The sequence below is a fragment of the Rhizobium leguminosarum genome, assembly GCF_010668065.1.
Lineage (GTDB): Bacteria > Pseudomonadota > Alphaproteobacteria > Rhizobiales > Rhizobiaceae > Rhizobium > Rhizobium leguminosarum_S.
Genome location: NZ_WUEN01000010.1, coordinates 145,083 through 161,242, shown reverse-complemented (window position 1 = coordinate 161,242; position 16,160 = coordinate 145,083). Strand labels below are relative to the sequence as shown.

Sequence of the window (16,160 nt, the reverse complement as noted above, 5' to 3'; positions counted from 1 at the left end):
TATCCGGCAGTTGATTTGCCCCACCGGCTCATGCAAAACAAGCCCCGAACCTTTGCGGCATGCCGTCGCGCCGGTTCGTCCCCTCCATGCCGAGAGATAACCGATGCCCGTCCGCCTCCGCAAATTCATCGGCACGATCCTCATCATCGTGCTCGTGGTCGTCTATGCGCTGGTGGCCAATACGATCGCGGTGGCAACGCTCGGCAACGCCCCCTGGTGGGGACATCTGCTCTATTTCCTGCTCACCGGCCTGCTCTGGGTATTGCCGGCGATGGTGATCATCAGATGGATGGCCGGACCACCGCAGCGCTAAAGCGCGTCTCGATCTTTCAGATTCGCTTGTCGCGCTTTAGGTCTTTGTTTTTACGCATGTCGTTGTCGCAAAACCGCGGCACACTTTTGCGCGACATGCTTTAGGGCCATTAACGGCCGAATAACCGTGATCTGCGGAAAACCTCGCCCATCGCCTGCGGTTAAACCAAATATACGTCTGGCATACCTACCTTCCCGTTCAGCATTCTTGACCGGAGAAAACCGTGCAGACGCAACAGCTCGATGTCCATGAACAGCCGTCCGACGACGTGGCGCTGGCCGATACGGCCATTTCGCGCCTGCGCCAGCTGAGCATGAAACTCGCCATGGCCCAACTCGACATCGAAGTCTTCGACGCGATGCAGCCGCTGGAGGATGACTGGCGGGCACTGGAGCGCGACAACCTCCAGTCCCTGCATCAGAGCTACGACTGGTGCGCCGCCTGGGTGAGCGCATTCCAGCGGCCGCTTGCGATCCTCAAAGCCACTCATGCGGGTCAGACCGCCTTCATTCTGCCGGTCGAGATCGTCAAGTCCCGCGGACTCAGGACGGCGAGATTCATTGCCGCCGATCACAGCAATATCAATACCGGCCTGTTCGCAGAGAGCTTTGCCGAAGCCGGCAGGACCATCGCCCCCCATGAGTTCGCCGGCCAGCTCCGGCATGCGCTGAAGGGCCGCGCCGATCTGCTGCTGCTGCAGAACATACCGCTGGAATGGCGCGGGCGAGAGAGCCCGCTCGCCGGGCTGCCAATGGTGCAGAACCAGAATCACGCCTATCAGCTGCCGTTTCTTCCCGCTTTCGAGGACACGCTGAAGCAGCTCAACGCCAAGAACCGGCGCAAGAAATTCCGTGTTCAGTCGAAGCGTCTCGAGGCGGCCGGCGGCTTCGAATACGTCATTCCCGAGACATCGGCAGAACAGCACGGCCTGCTCGATATCTTCTTCCGCCTGAAAAGCGCCCGCTTCGCCAGCCTCGGCCTGCCCGACGTCTTTGCCGACAGAGAAACGCAAACCTTCCTGCACGGTCTCATCGACAAGCAGGACGACACCAGGCAGTACTTCGGGCTGCAGATACATATGCTCCGGCTCAAGGGCGAGCATGAGGGTAAGATCGCCGCGATTTCAGGGATTTCGCGCAAGGGCGACCATATCATCTGCCAGTTCGGCGCGATCGATGAAGAGCTCGTGCCGGATACGAGCCCCGGCGAATTCCTCTATTGGCAGACCATCTCGGGACTGCATGGCAAGGGTGTCGCGCTGTTCGATTTCGGCCTCGGCGACCAGACCTACAAGCGTTCCTGGGCGCCGGTCGAGACCGCGCATTACGACGTGGTGCTGCCGGTATCGCCGTTCGGCGTCGTCGCCGGCGCCGCACACCGGCTCGTCACCCGCGGCAAGGCGCACATCAAGGTGCGCCCGAAGCTCTATAAATTCGCCCAGGGCATCCGGGCACGGATCGGCTGACCGTCAAAAACTAGGCGGCCCGGCCGAGCGTCTGTTCGGCCCCTTCGCCGCCCGACATCAGCACGACGCGCTCATAGCCGGCAGCCTGGAATTCCGTCATCAGTGCAACGAAAATGGTCTCCTCGACCTCAGGCAGCGAGAGAATGATCTCGACGTCCCGGCTGCGCGTCAGCCGCGATACGCCCGCGACATCGGCCGAACCGCATTCGACCACCACGAGATCGTAGGCGGCGGCGAGCGCATCGAGCAGCAACGACAGCCAGTCGACACCGCGCATGGCGCGGCGTACGTCGCTCCGGCCCTGGGGAATGAGATGGGCATCGGAAAGGCGGTCGCCGTGGATCGTGTCACCGAAGGCGGCCTCGCCGCAAAGCAGATCGGTGACGCCAAGGGCGGCCGTGTCCTCGGCCATCAGTTCCGTGGGGTAGCCGGAGCCGGTCATATCGATCAGGATGACGCGGTGGCCGGCATCGGCGAGCATGCGGGTCAGCGAAACCGTCGCCGCCGAGCCATTGTCACCAGTCGGAGATATGGCGATTGCCAGCGGCGCGCGGCTGCCGGTGAGATAATCCGCAACTGAGGCGACGGAGAATTCATTGTCATCCTCCGGCTCGTCCTCTGGTGCCACATCGGCAGCCTTCACGTCCTCGATCGTATCCTCTTCGTCGGCGACGACGGCGAGCATGCTCGGCCGAACGGGTTTTCCGGCGGCAGCGGCGATCGGAGCGGCCTGCGGCACATGTTTCTCCTCGACGACTGCTTCTGCCTCGAGTGTCTCTGAAGCCGCATCTGTCGGGCGGAGTGCCCGGCCGCTGAAGAGTTCGGCCAGCATGGTGACGATGGCGCTCATGATCAGTGTCGCGACGGCAGCGACGACGACGATCGGCACCACCTTCGGGAAATAGGGATCGACCGGCTCGACGGCCCTGGAAACGATACGGGCATCGGCCGGGCTCGAATTGCTGTCGGCACGGGAGGCGGCCTCGCGGTAGCGCACCAGATAGGTTTCGAGCAGTTGGCGCTGGGCGTTCGCCTCGCGCTCCAGCGCATTGAGACCGACCTCGTCCTCACCGGCGCGGGCGCTGGTGGCCTGCACAGTCTCGGACTGGCGCTCCAGCTCGCTCGCCCTCAGATCAGCAACCTTGGATTCGTTTTCGATGCTCGCCAGGATCTTCTGCGTCTCCTGGCGGATCTGCGTGCGGATATCGGAGAGCTGGGCGCGCAGGCTTTTCAGCCGCGGATGGTTGTTGAGAAGGCTGGTCTGCAGGTCGGAGACCTGTGACTGCAGGCCGGACTCGGTCCCTTTCAGCCGCTGGATTGCCTGTGAGGACATGATGTCTGGCAGCGTATCGGAGGCTTCGCCCGACTTCAGCGCATTGCGCACCGCCTGCGCCCTTGCCTCGGCATTGGCCTTGTCGCCCCGCACGCGGGTCAGTTCGGCGGAAATATCGTTCAATTGCTGGGCCGGAAAAGTAGTCGTGCCGTTCGTCTGCAGCAACCCATGCGAGGTGCGATATTCGGCGACCTTCTTTTCGGCCTCGCTGACCTTCAGGCGCATGCCTTCGATCTCGGGCTCCAGCCAGCGCGTCGCCTCGGAGTTGGAATCGAGCTTGGCACCGCTCTGGGTCGAGAGATAGACATTCGCCATGGCGTTCGGGATGGCGGCGGCGAGCTTCGGGTCCTTGGAGGTGAAACTGATGCCGATGACGCGTGAACCCGGCACCTGATAGACTTGCAGGCGTTCGACGAAGGCGTCGATGACGCGCTCTTCCGGCGGATTTTCCAGCGGGTTCTTCTTCAGGTGCAGCTTCACCAGGATACTGCTCATGGCCGAGCCGCTGGCGGCATCGTCGAATTCCGGCAGGTTATAAAGCTTCAGATCGTTAATGACCTTCTTGAGGAGATCGGCCGATTGCAGCAGTTGCACCTGGCTAGCGATGTTCAGTTCATCCATCAGCGGACCGGCGCTGGCGTCATTGGCCTGCTGCGTGCTGGCAAAGGCCGGCGCACGGGGTTCGATGAGGATGCGCGTTTCGCTGCGATATTGCGGCGACATGATTTTGGCGCCGGCAAAGGCGACGCCCGCCCCCACGAGGGTGATTGTCAAAATCCGCAGACGGCGCGCCCAGACCGCACGGACCAACTGGCCGAGGTCGATGTCCACATCCTGATCACGAGCTACGCCGGACATGCTCTTACTCCACAACAAAGGTGCCGTAAGCGTAAACGACCATGGTAACTCAACGGTTAATGGTGATCTCGCCGGGAATGAGCGACGATCGATGAAGGAAACCGGGAAATTGCAGGCGTCCTTTACCGGGCATTAACCCTAACGGATCGATAACGGCTTCACCGAGTTCATTTTTGTGAGCACAAGCGGATGTCTGTCGTCCAGCCCAAGATCCTTTTGGCCCTGAGCCTTGCAGCCATGACGGCAGCATTGGGCGGCTGCACGACGTACAGGCCGGCGCCGAAGGCCTTCAACGAGGCCACCATCCAGCCCTATACGCTGGACAGCGGCGATCGGCTGCGCATTACCGTCTTCGACCAGCAGAGCCTGACCAATACCTATACGGTGGATCAGGCCGGCTATGTCGCCTTCCCGCTCATCGGCCAGGTCCCTGCCCGCGGCCGAACCCTGCAGCAACTCTCGGGACAGATCGCCCAGAAACTGCAGCAGGGCTATCTTCGCGATCCCGACGTCACCATCGATGTCGATCGCTACCGTTCGGTCTTCATCATGGGTGAAGTCGGCCAGCCCGGCCAGTATGCCTACGTTCCCGGCATGACGGTGCAGAATGCCATCGCGGTTGCCGGCGGCTTCACCAGCCGCGCCAACCAGCGCATGGTCGATGTCACCCGCAAGATCAACGGACAGGTGCTGACCGGCCGCATCAACATATCGGGGCCGATCATCGCAGGTGACACGATCTACGTTCGCGAACGGCTTTTCTGAGCGATGGCAGAACAGCAGCCGCTCCGCATCCTTCATTGCTTCAGGTCGCCGATCGGCGGAATTTTCCGCCATGTCCGCGATCTCGTCGAGGAACACAGCAAGGCCGGCCATGAAATCGGCATCCTCTGCGACAGCTCGACCGGCGGCGAGTACGAGGACAGCCTGTTCGACGATATCCGTCCCTATCTCTCGCTCGGCCTGACGCGCGTGCCGATCCGGCGCTCGATCAGCCCGTCCGATATTGCGACGATGTGGGATACATACAAGAAAATCAAAAGTTTGCGGCCGGATGTGCTGCACGGACACGGCGCCAAGGGCGGCGTGCTCGCGCGACTTGCCGGCTCAGCGTTGCGGGTGAACAGGTATCGCGTAGCCCGCCTCTATACCGCGCATGGCGGAAGCCTGCATTATTCGCGCTCCTCGCTCGGCGGACAGTTCGTCCTCAGGATGGAGCGCCTGCAGGAATATTTCACCGATGCGCTGGTCTTCATCTGCGAATATGAGCGCGACACCTATGCGCGCAAGGTGGGTAAGCCACGGACGAAGACGAGACTGATCTACAACGGCATCGGCGAGCGCGATTTCGAGCCGATCCCGACCCGCTCGGATGCCGTGCATTTCATCTATGTCGGAATGCTCCGGGACCTCAAGGGTCCCGATCTGTTTGTCGATGCCTTCGCCAAGACCGAACGGCTGCTCGGCAGGCCGCTGTCGGCGCTGATGATCGGCGACGGGCCGGATCGCGACCGCTACCGTGAGATGATGGTCGAACGCGGCCTTGGCAAACGCATCGGCATGCTGCCGGCCATGCGGGTCCACGAAGCCTTCTCTATGGCGCAGAACCTCGTCGTTCCCTCGCGCGCCGAAGCCATGCCCTATATCGTGCTCGAGGGGCTCGGCGCCGGCAAGACGATCATTGCAAGCCGTGTCGGCGGCATTCCCGAGGTGCTCGGCTCGGACAGTGCAGCACTGGTGGAGCCCGGCAATTCCGACGATCTCGCCCGCGTCATGGCGGAAACGCTGAGCACGCCCGACTGGCACGCCAGGACGATGCCGAAGCCCGAGGCGGTGAAGGCGGTGTTTTCCTCCGCCGTCATGGCACGTGATGTCCTGAAACTGTACCATGAGCTCGTCAATCCCACTGCTGGCCCCACTGCCGGCCAAGCAATGCCCGTCGCCTCGTAAATATTTCTTAGGGGCTTTCTGGTATTTCGCTTGCTGACAACGAGCGACTACGCCCCATGAACAAGCTGGGCCCCATGAACAAGCTGGAAAAAGGCGATCAATTCGACGTGGAAGCACTGCGCAAGCAGGTCTCCGACGTCGAGGCGCGCGGCGGCGCGGGTCAGGAGAAGCCTTCCGACCCGACCGAAATCAACCCCTATGCCCGGCAGATCGCCGAACAGTTCCGCGACGGAACCAATTCGCCTGTGATCATCATCGGCCAATTGCGGCTGCTGGAATTCCTGGCGCTCTTTGCGATCGCCCTGATCGTCCACTATTTCTGGCCCGGTGATGGCAGCGATTCCACCTGGATGCGGACGGGCATGGCAGCGATCGCTTCGGCGCTGACCGTCATCGGCCTGCAGCTTGCCGACACCTACACCATTCCCGCCCTTCGGGCGAAGCTGCGGCTGATGCCGCGCATCGTCGCTGCGTGGACGATCGCGCTTCTCCTGACCGTCGGCCTGTTCGCGCTCATTCGCGGCACCACATGGGCGATGGTCGATGCCTATATCCCGTGGTTTGTCGCAGGCGCGCTCTTCCTTGCGGCCGAGCGTTTCCTCGTCGCCTACGGCATCCGCAACTGGGCGCGCAACGGCATCATGGAACGCCGCGCCGTGATCGTCGGCGGCGGCGAGCCGGCCAAGGACCTGATCCGCATCCTCGAACAGCAGGCCGACAACGACATCCGCATCTGCGGCATCTTCGACGACCGCGGCGAGAAACGCTCGCCGATCATGGTCGCCGGTTATCCGAAGCTCGGCACTGTCGCCGAACTCGTCGAATTCGTGCGGCTGACGCGCATCGACATGCTGATCATCGCCCTGCCGCTGTCGGCCGAGGCCCGTATCTACGATCTTTTGAAGAAGCTCTGGGTTCTGCCGGTCGATATCCGCCTTGCCGCGCATGCCAACCGGCTGCGCTTCCGGCCGCGCGCCTATTCGCATGTCGGCTCGGTGCCGATGCTCGATATTTTCAAGAAGCCGATCCGCGACTGGGATTCCGTCGCCAAGCGCGGCTTCGACATCTTCTTCACTTTGGTCGCGCTGGCACTGCTCTGGCCGCTGATGATCGCGACCGCGATCGCCATCAAGGTGACGTCGGAAGGCCCGGTCTTCTTCATGCAGAAGCGCCACGGCTTCAACAACGAAATCATCAACGTCTTCAAGTTCCGTTCGATGTACACCAACATGGCCGACCCCACAGGCAAGGCCGCGGTGATCAAGGGCGATCCGCGCGTCACCCGCGTCGGCCGCTTCATCCGCAAGACCTCGATCGACGAATTGCCGCAGCTTTTCAACGTTTTGAGGGGCGAGCTCTCGCTGGTCGGCCCCCGCCCGCATGCCGTTCTCGCCCAGGCGCGCGATCGCGCCTTCGCCGATGTCGTCGAGGGTTATTTCGCCCGCCACCGCGTCAAGCCCGGCGTCACCGGCTGGGCGCAGATCAACGGCTGGCGCGGCGAAGTGGACAATGACGAGAAGATCAAATTCCGCACGGCCTACGACCTCTACTACATCGAGAACTGGTCGCTCTGGTTCGATCTCAAGATCCTGTTCCTGACGCCGATCCGACTGCTCAACACGGAAAACGCCTATTGAGCGCGATCGAGGCGACATATCCCCGTGTCGCCCAACCGCAGCGGATGACGCTGCGCCTGATCGGCTCGGCCTTCGTCGCCTTCGGCGTCTTCCTTTCCGGTTTCGTGATCGACGAGCCGGCGCCCTATGAACTCTGGATGGCGGGGCTGATCGGCCTCTGGTTCATCCTGGGCCTCAGGATTTCGCGCAGCGTGGCGCCGCTGCTTGCCCTGCTGCTGACCTTCAATATCGGCGGCATGCTGTCACTGACGCAGATGAAGGACCTGGCAACGGCGCCGATGTATATCGCGGTGTCGACCTTCCTGGCGCTGACGGCGGTCTTCTACGCGGCAATCATCGAGGACAGCCACAAGCGGCTGCCGCTGATCTTCAATGCCTGGACCTTCGCCGCCGTCGCCACCTCCGCGCTCGGCATACTCGGCTATTTCCATGCCTTTCCGGGCGCGGAAATCTTCACGCTCTACGACCGCGCCAAGGGCGCCTTCCAGGATCCGAATGTTTTCGGCCCCTTCCTGGTGCCGCCATCGCTCTATCTCGTCCACGGTATCCTGGTCGGCGACCTGAAGAAATCGCCGCTGAAGGCCGCCGCCCTGCTCGTCCTTGCGCTCGGAATTTTCCTCTCCTTTTCCCGCGCCGCCTGGGGGCTCTTCGCGCTCGGCGTGGTGCTGCTGATCTTCATCATGCTGCTGAAGGAGCGCAGCGGCGCCTTTCGCTTGCGCGTCCTGGTCCTGTCGCTGGCGGCGATCATCATGCTGATCGCGTCGCTGTTGGTGGCGCTGCAGATCCCGAAGGTCGCCGAACTGTTTTCCGCACGCGCCCAGCTGGTGCAGCAATATGACGGCGAACATCTCGGCCGCTTCGAGCGCCACCGGATCGGCTTCACCATGATGATGGAGCGCCCGCTCGGCATCGGCCCGCTGGTGTTCGGCACGATGTTTCCCGAGGACGAGCACAATATCTGGCTGAAATCTCTCACCTCCTATGGCTGGCTCGGCTTTGTCAGCTATGTCGGCATGCTTCTCTGGACGCTGGCTCTCGGTTTCCGAAACCTGCTGCTCGACCGGCCGTGGCAGCCTTTCCTGATGATCGCCTGGATCTCGGTTCTCGGCCATGCGACAATCGGCAACGTCATCGATATCGACCACTGGCGCCATGTCTATCTGCTGCTTGGCACGGTCTGGGGCTGCGCGGCGCTGGAAGTGCGCCACAAGCGCGAGCGAAGAGTGAGGGGCGCGGCGTGAGGTCTTGCCGCCGACCGCATCGGCTGTCTATTTCGTCGCTCCTGCCGTCAAGCCGGCAATAAACCGCCGCTGGAAAATGAGATAAGTCACGATGAGCGGGAAAATGACAATCACCGCGCCGGCGGTCAGAACCGGCGTGTTGACGGTATAGCGCCCTTGGAAAAACAGCATGCCGAGGGGCAGCGTCCGATAGTCGTCGTCGTTGACCAGGATGAACGGAATCAGAAACTCGTTCCAGGTCCATATGAACAGGAACAGCGCCAGTGTCGACATTGCCGGCACCATGAGCGGGATAACGATCTTGCGCAGGATATGGAAGCGTCCGGCGCCATCGAGAACCGCCGCTTCGAGAACTTCTTCCGGCAGTTGCTGCATCGCGCTGGCGAGGAAGATCGTCGAGAACGGTATCGACATCGCGATCTGCGGCAAAATCAGAGCCGCATAGGTATTGATCAATCCCAGATACCGCATTTCGTAATAAAGCGGGATGATGAAGGCTTCCGCCGGCACCATCATGCCGAGCGTCAGGATAGCGAACAACGTGCGCCGGAATGGAAACGACAGGTAGGCGAAGGCAAAACCAGTCAGCAGGCCCAAAAAGACGCTTGCAGCAACGACGGGTATGACAACGATGATCGAATTCCAGAAGTAAATGTTGAAATGTCCGGCATTCCAGGCATCGACGTAATTTTCGAAATGCGGATATGCCGGCAGCGCGAATGCACCCTTCAGAACGTCGGCCTTGCTCTTTATCGAGGTTAGAAGCAGAAGCAGGAACGGCGTGATCGTTACGAAAGCAAGAAGCCAGAGGACAAGGCGAAGGAATAGCGTACCGGGGGAGATGTTAGACCAACGGCTCATCAAGCCCGTCCTTTGTTCTGCGATCCCACAAATCGGTGAATTGCATAGTTGATGACAAATGTGAGGACCGCGCCGACAATGGCGATGGCCGCTGCGGCGCCGAACCGATTAAGCTCGAAGCCGAGCTGATACATGTAGATGTTCGGCACGAGCGTCGCGTTGGCGGGTCCGCCCCTGGTCATTGTAAAAATCAGGTCGAAGCTTTTGATTGACGCTATGACCGTCAGGAGCAAAACCACCCTTATTTCAGGCAAGAGAAGCGGCAGCGTTATCCAGAAAAAGGTTTTTCGCGCCGAAGCGCCATCGACCTTGGCAGCGTCGAAAAGAGACGGGTCGATGCGCTGAATTCCGGTCAGGAAGATGACCATGCAAAAACCGAAGAAATACCAGGTGGCAACGATCCCGACCGCGGGAAGCACAAAATTGAAATTTCCCAGCCACGGGAGTGCGAAGGCGCCTAACCCCACTGCTCTCAGAAACTGATTGAACGGGCCAAATGCAGGATTGTAGAGCCATGCCCAGATGATGCCCAACACGGCGGTCGGCATGATATAAGGCAGGAACAAGAAGGTGCGCAGTGCAAGTTGTTCGCGCTGCTTCAGATTCCAGACGCAAGCGGCGAGAGTTATGCCGAGCACGAGCGGCAGGACACAGTAGAAGATCATGAGCTCGGCATTGTTACGCAAGGCAATATAAAAACGGCTGTCAGAAAAGAGAGCGACGTAATTGCCGAGACCAACCCACTTGGGCATGCTCAGGCCGTCCCAGCTGGTCAGGCTCAAACCCAAAGCCGCGACGATCGGTCCAAAGACAAAAGCCGCGTAGAACAGCAATCCAGGCAATAGATAAATAAAATTGGTCTGTTGCGAGCCATCAAGTGCGGAGCGTTTCATCCATTACTCCATAAAGCTAAAGCTGTGGTCATCGCGCAGCAAGCCGATCGCAGTGCTCATTTATCTGGATCGACGAGACTGAGAGGTCACGACCGCAGGGGACGGCCGTGACCAGCGCCCGCAATCTTTTATTTCTTATCCTTCAGGTACGCCTGATAATCCTTGTCCATAGCATCGACAAAGGCTTCGGGCGTGATATTGCCGGACAGAAGAAGCGGCGTGTTGTCGTCTATTGTCTTCAGCATCGTCGGGCTCGACCAGTCGGGGTAATGGCCGAGGGCGTCGTTTGCGTTGAGTGTCTTCCACATTTCGATGCCGGAGCTGAGGAGCGGCGTGAGCTTTGGCTTTGCGTCAGCAGCGAGCGACGTTGCCGGAAGATAGCCAGCATTGGCCCAAGTTTCAGCAGCCTTTTCCGAGACCATATAATCGATATATGCGCCGGCTACGTCCTGTGTCGGCTTCGTTTTGGCAAGGCTCGTTATCGCCCAGGCAAGATCCACGCCCCCGACACTCATGGGCTTGGAAATACCTTTCGGGGCGGGAATGGCCATGAAGCCGATATCCGGATTGTGTTGCATGTCACCGAAATACCAGGTCCCGGAGATCAGGAACGCGCCCTGCCCGGAAATGAAAAGCTGGACGGCGTCGTCACCCGAGATGCCTTCGAAACCGGGGAAAAAATAACCGCCCTGCGCCCATTGCTGTACGAGTTTGGCAGATTCGATGTTCCCCTTGGTGTTCCAGGAGCCGCCCCGGCCGTAAATCAGATCGTCAAGCTCGGCACGATTGCTCGCGTCGATATGCGCCTGCTCGATGGCGCCGATCATGTGCAGGGCCAGATGCTGCTTTGCCGAGCCCATCATGAAGGGCGCAACGCCCTTTTCCTTCAGCTTATCAAGACCGGCCAACAGCTCCTCGAAGGTTTGCGGCAGCGCTACTCCCGCATCGCCGAGGATCTTTTTATTGTAGTAGAGGCCAACGATCTCGCCGAGGCCTGATATGCCGTAGGTCTTACCGACCCCAAATTTTCCATCTTCCCAGCGGTCTCGAGCAAGCACGGAATCCGACTGGCGCTTATCCCAGCCATAGCTTTTGATGTAGTCGTCGACCGGCAGGAGCAATCCTTCCTTGACCATCGCCCCCATGTCACCGGCACCCTGATTGACTTTCGTGATGACAGGGCCATCACCTGCCGAAACCGCAAGCTTCAGCGTCAACTTCATGTCATCAAAGGTGCGGGCGGTGCGTTTGATCGTGACGCCGGGATGCGCAGCTTCGAACTCCTTGTTGAGCTGCTCTATGACCGCACTCTGACCTTCATAGGTTTGGTCATCCCACACAGCCAGGTCGTCGGCGCGCGCGGCTGCCGAAAGGCCAAAACAAAAAAGCGCCGCGCCAGCAAGCGCAACAGCTGCTTTCAATCGGTATGCCGGCAGTATGCTGATCGATTTCACGGTTCTATTCATCTGCTCCACCTCATCTGGTTTATTCTCCACTCCCGTTCAGGCCTTGCGCTAAGCAGCGGCCGAACGTTTTCTTCCCCCAGAGCTTTGCCTGGCTGGCGAATCTGAGGTAATCGTCAATGCATCCGCTCCTCTCGCGACCTAAAATGACAAAGCGCCACGCAGGAGGTGGCAAAGTGATGGACACCAACTGCTTCATCCGCCCCGCGATTGAAGCGGATATCGACGCCCTTTTCGACATCTGTCTGAAAACCGCGAATGGCGGTGAGGATGCCAGCGCGCTTTATAGCGACCCGCATCTGCCCGGCTACGTGTGGTCGGTACCCTACCTCAAATTCGCCAAAGACTTTGCCTTTGTTCTCGTTCAGGACGACCGGCCTGTCGGCTATGTCGTAGGGGTGCCGGACACCGGCGGGTTCGACAGAGACTTGCAGACAAACTGGTGGCCGTTCGTCCGCCAACAGATTGCAGGACTGGCACCCACCCGTCCGCGCGACGCCGACGTGATGGAACGAATTCAAAATCCGCGCAGCGGAACGGGGTGGCTTCAAGACCAGTACCCGGCGCATCTTCACATCAACGTCCTTCCCGGACTTCAGGCAAGCGGTTGGGGACGCAGGATGATCGGCACGGAGCTTCAAGCGCTTCGAAATCACGGGGTCGGCGGCGTGCATCTCGGGGTCGACCCAAACAACGAACGCGCCAGGGGTTTCTACCGTCACCTTGGCTTTTCCGAATTCGAGCAGGATGGCTCCGTCGCCTTCGCAATGCGGATCGATGAGGGGTTGGGTTGAAGCATTTCCTGGCTTCTCCGAGCCATGGAAAGGCCCTGTCTCCCGGGTATGAACGTCCGCCTGAAGGCATGATATCATTATCGGCAGTAAAACAGGCTGCTTCGCGAAAAGCTGTCCATCAGTCGAGGGCTTCATCATGAGCAAATCCTCGGCAGCCAGGTTCAAGGAGTCCGCGGGACGCGAAAAAGGAAATAGCCGGTCAAGACCAGGCCAGTTCCTCTTTGGGCGATCCTGGCGGGCGCACAGCTAACCGGACGATAGGTATGGCGCATACTTCACATCGACCCTCTTTATTTCATCGCGCATTTTCATCGCACGTTAATTCAAGCCTACAGCTGACCTCCCATTTGTCAAGGACATAGACAAATTGCCTGCTTCGATGTATTGAATTCCGGTTAGTCGTAATAGTTGTGACTTAATATCGCGTCCATTAAGTATGCGCTCCGAACTAATTGGACTGAGCTAGCCGGATGGCAATGACATCTTCTGTCGCACAGACCCCGATCGCACGAAAAATTTCAACCAATGCCGTCATCCGAACGGTGTTCGCGAACGGATCGATCTCTCGCGCCGATATTGCCAAGCTAACCGGCTTGTCAAAGCAGACGATTTCCGATGTCGTGCGCGACCTTGAGGATGATGGATGGCTAAAACCAGTCGGGCAGACTGATGGTCGCCCGGGCCGAAATGCGATCACCTATGAAATCAATGCCAGGGCGGGACTGGCCGTCTCTATCGACCTCGGGAGCACCAAGATTGCTGCGGCTATTTGCGATCTGTTGGGGAACGTGGTTGCTGAAACCAAAGTATCCACCGACCCGCGCGGCGGAATGCATCTCGTCAATCAGTTCAGCGATCTTATCGTAGAACTCGCGTTTGCAGCCGGGACGACTGCCGACAAACTCCGTCTCGTCGTTCTGGGCAGTCCCGGTGTGCTCGATCCGGCCACCGGGCATATCAACGTAGCGCCAAGCATCCCCGGCATCGACGCCATAAATCTGCGGCAAGTCTTCAGCGACAGAGTGGCTATACCGGTGATCGTTGAAAATGACGTCAATCTTGCCGCGCAAGGGGAGAGATGGCGGGGACACGGTATCGAAACCAGCAATTTTGCTTTCGTTGCTCTCGGAACGGGCGTCGGCATGGGCATCATCGCCAACGGAACTCTGTTGCGCGGCGCGCGTGGGGCGGCTGGTGAAATCGCCTATCTTCCGATCGGTGGAGATGCTTTTGATCCTGGTGGATTTACGCTTGGAACCTTTGAGAGTGCGGTCGGCAGCGTCGCGATGTTGCGCCGCTACGTCGGTTTCGGCGGCCGTAACGCATCCACTGTGGCTGATCTCTTCGCCGCGTTTAATGCAGGAGAAACAAGCGCCGCGGCGGCCATCGAAGAGACGGCAAGGCTGGTCGCAGTCGCTATTGCTGCAATCGGAGCGGCTCTCGATCCTGAATTGGTGATCACCGGCGGCAGCATCGGCTCAAGACCGGAACTCGTAAACGCCATCCGCGGTTTCCTGCCGCGTTGTACGCCTTATCCGCCGCGCATCGAGATCAGTCGCTTTGGGAACCGCGCCGCCCTGATGGGAGGAATGGGGATCGCGGTCGAGCGCATGCATGACGATCTATTTGGTGTCAAATTGAGGGAAGTTTGAAGAGCGCATGCCTTAGGGCCAACGTGCGGTTTCGCCACTTGAGAAGCGCTGGAAATGCGCTAGATTTTCCATCATGATAACAGCAACGCAGATACGCGGCGCGCGCGCCATGATTGGAATGAGCATCGAAGAGCTCGCCGCCGCCAGCGGCCTGCCGGTCGAGACTGTGATGGCGCTGGAAAACGGCGAATTCGCCGGCGAGCCGCACGCGCTGTTCGATGTGCGCAGCACGCTCGAGGCGAACGGCATCATCTTCCTGTCGAGCGGCAATCAGGATGAAGGCGGCCCCGGCATCCGGTTACGCGCACGCACCTCGAGCGATGACGGCATCCGGCCGGAAAACCTCAACGCCGCCAACGACGACTGACGGAACCAATCGCTCACCCGGGCGTTTCACGGTCCCACAACATATCGGGGCCCATAACATATCGGGACCTATCACATATCGGGGGCAGTCTCTTGAACCGCAGCAATGGTCTCTACTTCATCATCGGCGTTCTTGTCGTCGCCGTCATCGGCCTCGGCGCCTATATCTTCCACGAGGAAAGCAAGCCGCAAGGCATCGAGATGAGCATCGGCAAGAACGGTGTCTCGATCGAGCAGAACTGATCTTTATAGATAGGTTTTTGCAAGGTCGGCGAGTTTGCCGCCGTCCTTCACGCCCTGTCTGTAGAGCTGAATGATGACCGCACCGATCCGCTCGGCCTCCGGCGTCGTCCTGGCGAGGCCGCGTTCGTCGCAGACCTTGTCAAGGACCTGCGAAAGCAGATCGAGATCTTCCGAAAATAGCGGTAAATCATGCGGATGAATTGAGGATCGTAACATCACGCCGCATTTCCTCCGAGGGCAAACGCATCCACGCTTGCATCGCCGGCCGCCCTCCGCAACCGACCATAAAGTCATTATGCGCGAGGGTCTGAACTTTAGCAACTACGCAAATTTCTATGGAACAAAATTATGGAACGAAATTTTATCCCGCGCGTTCTGGCCGCGTTTGGTAGCAGGAATCAGTGAGTGCAGACGTGAGTGAAAAACGCTTTCCCTCCCCCGTCCGGGTCGTTTCTCGAAACAGCAGCCTGATCGTTTCGACCGTCTGGGAAGCCGTCGAATATCTGAAGCGGTGGCCGAGCAAGCGTGGGCGCGATTATCGCGTTGCGCGCCAGCACTGCCTGGATGCGCTCGATGGACTGCGCAGCCCGCGCGCAGCACAGGCTTCCTTCATCACGGCAGCGAAAACGGCGGGATTGCTGGTGTAAGATCGTTATCTGTTGCGTCCGCCGCCGGCAGCGATGAGCTGAGGATGGACGGAGCCTTCCATGATCACCTTGGCGGTAACCTCAATCACCCGCTCCTCGGCGAGTTCGGCAAGCGCGAGGGCGACATCACCTTCCGACCAGCCGGCTTTGACGGCCTCGTCCGACAGAGCCTGGAACGCGCTGGCGAGGCTCTGCCTGCAAGTTAGATTGTGCTTCATATCCGCCATGCTCGACTAGGCTATCTGTGACAGGGATAATGTTAATCTACACATATTCACGAGAATGCGAAGAGGCTTCAGGTTTTTTTCAATCCAAATTTGGGTTGTTAACTTCCAAACTGGGTATAACCTTAACAAAAGGCAACAAATACCACCTCTCCCAACTGAGGCAGTACCAAAAAGAACTAAAGGATTTATTTGCGACGCACCTTCAAAGGGTATTTCA

The 16,160-nt window shown here is 59.5% G+C and carries 17 protein-coding genes; 11 read left to right on the top strand and 6 right to left on the bottom strand.

Going from position 1 to position 16,160, the window contains the following annotated elements:
• Positions 1-103 precede the first annotated feature (103 nt).
• Together GR198_RS24800 and GR198_RS24795 are read left to right on the top strand one after the other, a co-directional pair.
• Positions 104-313: a DUF2842 domain-containing protein gene (locus GR198_RS24800; RefSeq protein ID WP_164069725.1), complete on the top strand. Its 210-nt coding sequence runs from the start codon at positions 104-106 to the stop codon at positions 311-313.
• A gap of 223 nt (positions 314-536) precedes the next feature.
• Complete coding sequence (locus tag GR198_RS24795) at positions 537-1,778, top strand: GNAT family N-acetyltransferase (RefSeq protein WP_164054548.1); 1,242 nt, start codon at positions 537-539, stop codon at positions 1,776-1,778.
• 10 nt (positions 1,779-1,788) lie between these two features.
• Here GR198_RS24795 and GR198_RS24790 read toward each other — a convergent pair whose 3' ends face one another.
• Positions 1,789-3,969 (bottom strand): GumC family protein, encoded by a 2,181-nt coding sequence (locus GR198_RS24790; RefSeq protein ID WP_164069724.1) that lies wholly within the window; start codon positions 3,967-3,969, stop codon positions 1,789-1,791.
• Positions 3,970-4,158: 189 nt separating this feature from the next.
• On the opposite strand from GR198_RS24790, the gene GR198_RS24785 reads away from it, so the two are divergent.
• The 4 genes from GR198_RS24785 (at position 4,159) to GR198_RS24770 (ending at position 8,797) form a co-directional block, all read left to right on the top strand.
• On the top strand, positions 4,159-4,734 hold the full coding sequence (locus GR198_RS24785; protein ID WP_003547282.1) for a polysaccharide biosynthesis/export family protein: 576 nt from the start codon (positions 4,159-4,161) through the stop codon (positions 4,732-4,734).
• Positions 4,735-4,737: 3 nt separating this feature from the next.
• Complete coding sequence (locus GR198_RS24780) at positions 4,738-5,919, top strand: glycosyltransferase family 4 protein (protein ID WP_029872878.1); 1,182 nt, start codon at positions 4,738-4,740, stop codon at positions 5,917-5,919.
• Positions 5,920-5,993: 74 nt separating this feature from the next.
• The gene (locus GR198_RS24775) at positions 5,994-7,556 is read left to right on the top strand and encodes an undecaprenyl-phosphate glucose phosphotransferase (protein ID WP_029872879.1); all 1,563 of its coding nucleotides are present in this window, start codon (positions 5,994-5,996) and stop codon (positions 7,554-7,556) included.
• Positions 7,553-8,797: an O-antigen ligase family protein gene (locus GR198_RS24770; protein ID WP_029872880.1), complete on the top strand. Its 1,245-nt coding sequence runs from the start codon at positions 7,553-7,555 to the stop codon at positions 8,795-8,797. The genes GR198_RS24775 and GR198_RS24770 overlap by 4 nt, the downstream gene beginning before the upstream one ends.
• 27 nt (positions 8,798-8,824) lie before the next feature.
• Here the strand turns inward: GR198_RS24770 and GR198_RS24765 are convergent, their stop codons facing one another.
• The 3 genes from GR198_RS24765 to GR198_RS24755 all read right to left on the bottom strand — a co-directional run bounded on the left by GR198_RS24765 (position 8,825) and on the right by GR198_RS24755 (position 12,017).
• Complete coding sequence (locus GR198_RS24765; protein ID WP_029872881.1) at positions 8,825-9,658, bottom strand: carbohydrate ABC transporter permease; 834 nt, start codon at positions 9,656-9,658, stop codon at positions 8,825-8,827.
• A complete protein-coding gene (locus GR198_RS24760) occupies positions 9,658-10,551 on the bottom strand; it encodes a carbohydrate ABC transporter permease (RefSeq protein ID WP_029872882.1) in 894 nt (297 codons plus the stop codon). Before GR198_RS24760 ends, GR198_RS24765 begins: the two co-directional genes overlap by 1 nt.
• A 128-nt stretch (positions 10,552-10,679) precedes the next feature.
• Positions 10,680-12,017 (bottom strand): extracellular solute-binding protein, encoded by a 1,338-nt coding sequence (locus tag GR198_RS24755; RefSeq protein WP_029872883.1) that lies wholly within the window; start codon positions 12,015-12,017, stop codon positions 10,680-10,682.
• A gap of 176 nt (positions 12,018-12,193) precedes the next feature.
• Between GR198_RS24755 and GR198_RS24750 the strand changes: the two genes are divergently transcribed.
• The 4 genes from GR198_RS24750 to GR198_RS35525 all read left to right on the top strand — a co-directional run bounded on the left by GR198_RS24750 (position 12,194) and on the right by GR198_RS35525 (position 15,069).
• On the top strand, positions 12,194-12,808 hold the full coding sequence (locus GR198_RS24750; protein ID WP_029872884.1) for a GNAT family N-acetyltransferase: 615 nt from the start codon (positions 12,194-12,196) through the stop codon (positions 12,806-12,808).
• A gap of 470 nt (positions 12,809-13,278) precedes the next feature.
• Positions 13,279-14,460 carry an ROK family transcriptional regulator gene (locus GR198_RS24745; RefSeq protein WP_029872885.1) on the top strand — a complete coding sequence of 394 codons (1,182 nt, stop codon included), beginning with the start codon at positions 13,279-13,281 and terminating at the stop codon, positions 14,458-14,460.
• 73 nt (positions 14,461-14,533) lie between these two features.
• A complete protein-coding gene (locus tag GR198_RS24740) occupies positions 14,534-14,827 on the top strand; it encodes a helix-turn-helix domain-containing protein (protein ID WP_003547265.1) in 294 nt (97 codons plus the stop codon).
• Positions 14,828-14,919: 92 nt separating this feature from the next.
• Positions 14,920-15,069, top strand: a complete 150-nt coding sequence (locus tag GR198_RS35525; RefSeq protein ID WP_029872886.1) for a hypothetical protein — start codon at positions 14,920-14,922, stop codon at positions 15,067-15,069.
• Positions 15,070-15,072: 3 nt separating this feature from the next.
• Here the strand turns inward: GR198_RS35525 and GR198_RS24735 are convergent, their stop codons facing one another.
• Positions 15,073-15,285 (bottom strand): hypothetical protein, encoded by a 213-nt coding sequence (locus GR198_RS24735; protein WP_029872887.1) that lies wholly within the window; start codon positions 15,283-15,285, stop codon positions 15,073-15,075.
• Positions 15,286-15,482: 197 nt separating this feature from the next.
• On the opposite strand from GR198_RS24735, the gene GR198_RS24730 reads away from it, so the two are divergent.
• Entirely contained in the window at positions 15,483-15,716 is a 234-nt protein-coding gene (locus tag GR198_RS24730; RefSeq protein WP_028741415.1) for a DUF982 domain-containing protein, read from the top strand.
• 5 nt (positions 15,717-15,721) lie between these two features.
• Here the strand turns inward: GR198_RS24730 and GR198_RS24725 are convergent, their stop codons facing one another.
• Positions 15,722-15,943 carry a hypothetical protein gene (locus GR198_RS24725; RefSeq protein WP_028741416.1) on the bottom strand — a complete coding sequence of 74 codons (222 nt, stop codon included), beginning with the start codon at positions 15,941-15,943 and terminating at the stop codon, positions 15,722-15,724.
• Between the last annotated feature and the right edge of the window lie 217 nt (positions 15,944-16,160).